The sequence below is a fragment of the Frankia sp. CeTa3Moorea genome, from assembly GCF_978021225.1.
In genome coordinates this window covers 1-3738 of the sequence record NZ_CDXDOR010000259.1, presented here as the reverse complement: position 1 = coordinate 3738, position 3738 = coordinate 1, and the positions used below count along the sequence as shown (strand labels likewise).

At 68.9% G+C, this 3738-nt stretch carries 6 protein-coding genes; 3 read left to right on the top strand and 3 right to left on the bottom strand.

The features are described from left to right. Nucleotides 1–177 precede the first annotated feature (177 nt). Nucleotides 178–759, bottom strand: a complete 582-nt coding sequence (locus AC08OV_RS23930; protein WP_476616042.1) for an NADPH-dependent FMN reductase — start codon at nt 757–759, stop codon at nt 178–180. A 289-nt stretch (nt 760–1048) separates the two neighbouring features. On the opposite strand from AC08OV_RS23930, the gene AC08OV_RS23925 reads away from it, so the two are divergent. Beyond that, nucleotides 1049–1342, top strand: coding sequence for a hypothetical protein (locus tag AC08OV_RS23925; RefSeq protein WP_476616041.1), 294 nt, complete (start codon nt 1049–1051; stop codon nt 1340–1342). A gap of 97 nt (nt 1343–1439) precedes the next feature. Continuing rightward, the gene (locus AC08OV_RS23920) at nt 1440–2351 is read left to right on the top strand and encodes an NADP-dependent oxidoreductase (protein WP_476616040.1); all 912 of its coding nucleotides are present in this window, start codon (nt 1440–1442) and stop codon (nt 2349–2351) included. A 184-nt stretch (nt 2352–2535) separates the two neighbouring features. Here the strand turns inward: AC08OV_RS23920 and AC08OV_RS23915 are convergent, their stop codons facing one another. Beyond that, nucleotides 2536–2787, bottom strand: coding sequence for a PIN domain-containing protein (locus AC08OV_RS23915; protein ID WP_476616039.1), 252 nt, complete (start codon nt 2785–2787; stop codon nt 2536–2538). Nucleotides 2788–2863: 76 nt separating this feature from the next. Then, nucleotides 2864–3052, bottom strand: a complete 189-nt coding sequence (locus tag AC08OV_RS23910; RefSeq protein ID WP_462203489.1) for a hypothetical protein — start codon at nt 3050–3052, stop codon at nt 2864–2866. Between the two features lie 253 nt (nt 3053–3305). On the opposite strand from AC08OV_RS23910, the gene AC08OV_RS23905 reads away from it, so the two are divergent. Continuing rightward, on the top strand, nt 3306–3738 hold a 433-nt coding region (locus AC08OV_RS23905; RefSeq protein ID WP_476620361.1), incomplete at its 3' end, for an MmgE/PrpD family protein.

Below are 3738 nucleotides of genomic sequence, written 5' to 3'. Positions count from 1 at the left end.
ATCCGGAGCTACCTGGCAACGGTGGTATTGGGCGCGCGCCTCGACCGCCTTCCCGAAAGGGAGCGATCAACCCGGACAGGGCCCAGATTCCCTCCCGTTCCTTGAGGCCGATGTGGCCTCTAGTCGAGGATGGCTGAATGGCGTGGTGGGACCGGCAGACCCGCGCGAGGCCGCCGTTCACACCGTGTAAGGACGCTTCTCCCTGGCCTCCGCGAGCGCGACCGCCCACCACTCGAGTTGCCTGATCAGGGTCTGGGCAGCGGTGTTGCAGCCTTCGGGATCCTTGGGCGTGCCGTCGGCGTGGAACTGGTCCCAGGCACCGTGGAAGCTGACCGTATCGCGGATGGTGACCGCGCGCAGCTCGGCGAAGACCTGGCGCAGGTGCTCCACCGCGCGCAGGCCGCCCGCCTGGCCGCCGTAGGAAACGAAACCCACCGGCTTCGCCTGCCACTCGGTGTAATGCCAGTCGATGACATTCTTGAGAACGGCCGGGTAACTGTGGTTGTACTCAGGGGTGATCACGACGAAGGCGTCGGCCGCGGCAAGCTGCCGGGTGACGTCCGCCAGTTCCGCGACTTCTGGACCGCTGGAGGTACCCAGCCTCTCCGGCAGCCTGACGTCGTCGAGGTCGACGACATTCGTGACGATCGAATCGTGGGCGGATACCTGCTTGGTGAACCATTGGGCGACCACCGGGGCGAAACGTCCCACCCTGTTGCTTCCAATAACTACCGCGAGGTTGATGGGCTGATCGAGCATGAAAGTCCTCTCATTCCGCGGATCGGCGAGATCCGCTCTCGCCAGCAGGCGCCCGGAACTCTAAAACCTCAACCATGATTGAAGTCAAGGTCGCCTCCCGGCCGGTGGGTCGCGCAGTCATGCGGGTGCTATGCGGGCGGCGGTGAACGACTCCGCGCGGGCCGGCCGGCAGTGCGGCCCACCACGTCATCTCTCGACTCCGTTGACCTCAACTTTGGTTGAGGTTGCAGACTTGGCGTGTCACCATCTCGTCACCGGATGCAGCAGGGCGCTTCGAGGGAGAGCAAGGATGTCAGCACTGGCCGCGCCTGCGGAGGGGCCGGAACTCAGCCGGACGGCTACCCGGGTGGTCCTCTTCGGGCTCCTCACCGGTGTGTTCATGTCCGCGCTGGATATGACGATCATGGCGACCGCCACCCGGACCGTGGCGGACTCGCTGCACGGGCTCACCGCCCAGGCATGGATCACCAGCGCCTACCTGATGACCATGACCATCTCAGCGACCATCCGTGAGAAGAAGACGGCGACAACGCGGGAACACCCCGCCCCCGCCGACCACGGCGCCCCCGTCACCGACGGGTAACCAGACCGGTACGGAAAACCCGTGTCCGCGCTGCCACGCGGCAGAAACCCCACCTCCGCGCCGAGGCACGGAGCAACCCGACAGGAGAGTGGAACCGATGAAAGCCGCCGCATTCTTCGACCCCGGCCCACCCAACGTTCTCCAACTCGTCGAACTGCCCCAGCCCGAACCCGGCCCCGGCGAGATCCGAGTACGGGTACGGGCCGCTGGCGTCCAGCCAGCCGACCTGGCGACCCGCGAAGGCTGGACACCCCCCGGCGTCGAACTCAGCCGTCCCCAGATACTCGGCAACGAGTTCGCCGGCACCGTCGACCTGACCGGCCCCGACGTCACCGGCATCACCACCGGCGACGAAGTCCTCGGCTTCCGTTCCCTGGGCTGCTACGCGGAATACCTGGTGGTCCCCACCGACCAGGTGGTACCCAGACCCGCCGCACTGCCCGCACAGATCGCCGGCGGACTCTCCGGCGCCGGACAAACCGCCCACACCGCCGTCGAGGAACTCAAGATCGGCTCAGGCGACACCTTCCTCATCCACGCCGCCGCCGGCGCCGTCGGCACCATCGCCGTCCAACTCGCAACGCTCGCCGGCGCCACCGTGATCGGCACCGCCAGCCCCGCCAACCACGACTACCTACGCTCCCTCGGCGCCACCCCCGTCGCCTACGGCGACGGCCTCGTCGACCGCGTACGTGCCCTCGCCCCCAACGGAGTAACCGCCAGCCTGGACGCCGCCGGCGCCGACGGACTACGCGCCGCAGTCGAACTCGTCCCGGACCGGCACCGCATTGGCACCATCGTCGCCTTCGACCTCTACCAGGAACTTGGCGTCCGCTGGCTAGGCAGCAAACGCTCCGCGGCACGACTCTCGGAGCTGGTCGGGCTGTACACACGAGGACAGCTGAAGATCGGGCTACGCCAGGCCTACCCACTGGAGCGCGCCGCCGACGCCCACCGCGACGTCGGCACCGGCCACGGCCGAGGCAAGGTCGTACTGACCCCCGCATGACCTGCCCCCCACCCGAGTCGCGACGGGCGGCGACGCCGACGAGTCGAACATGCGTTCCGTATTTCTGGTGGGAGGCCCGCCTCCACCGCTTACCCTGCGTCTGCGTTCCGTTCGGCACCGATGCTGGAGAGCTGGGCCCGGAAAGCTCGTTCAGGGCGTGCCGGCCGTGGAGCGGGCGGGGCGATCAGCGCCCCGCAGCAGCGTGCGGGCCCGGCGACGCGGTCGGGAGATCGGCTCGGCGCGCCGCTTCGAGAAGGCGCTTGTCGTAGGTGACGAACGCCTCCAGCCGGGTGTCGTTCTCGTCGGACAGCCGAAGAGCGGTAGCGAGGTGAATGGCATCGAGCGACCGCAGGAGCGGGTCATCGAAGGCGGCTGCGACGGTGCGCACGTGGGCATCGATTTCCAGGCGGTACATCCGGTCCAATACCCGCGGCACGCGTCCCGATGCTTCCGGGGCCGCTCGTTGTAGATGGCCTCCTCGATCTGGGCGCGGTCGTCGGCGTCGAGGGTGCTCAGATCGTTCTCGACACGGCGGATGAGCTGCCGCAGCCGGCTGATCTCGTCCTCGGAGGACATCGCGTCGCGACGGGCCCAGCTTCAGCGCCGTGGACGGCAGGGGGGCCGTTGACGGGGCCGTCTGGGCAGCACACGACGAGGGCATCGGAGGCGGTTCCGGTGCCGGGCACGCCGGCTTCGAGCAGCGCCTGGGTTTTAGCTTCCGTGGCTGTGATGACGGCGTTGACGAGGGCAGCGTCGCCGCTGCGCCTTGGCGAGCTCCCCGGTCAGGGCCGGCGCGGGCGCGCCGCAACGCACCAGCACGTACGACTCGGGCTTGCCGTCCGGGTACGGCTACTTGACCGTGAGGACCTCGTAGCTGCCTGGACCGGCCGTTCGACCGCATGCGAATGTTCGAGCTTGCGTGCAGAAACGCGACCCGAGGAGAAGAAGGACCGCATGATCGAGCACAAGGTGCGTGTCTACCGCAGCGAGGAGCGGCTGGCCCGCGAGGACCAGCTCGCCTGGAAGATCGCCGCGGTCGCGTCCGATCCGGTGGAGGTGACCCCGGAAGTCACCGAGATGGTCATCAACCGGGTGGTCGACAACGCCGGCGTCGCGGCCGCGTCCCTAGCTCGCAAGCCGGTGACGGCGGCGCGGGAGCAGGCGCTGCGGCACGCCCCGCCGGCCGGGCGCGCCGGCGCCACCGTCTTCGGCCTGCCGCCCGAGACCAGGGTCTCGCCCGAGTGGGCGGCCTGGGCGAACGGCGTGGCCGTGCGTGAGCTCGACTTCCATGACACGTTCCTGGCCGCCGACTACTCGCACCCCGGTGACAACATCCCGCCGATCCTGGCGGTGGCCCAGCACGCCGGGCTCGGCGGGCGCGACCTGC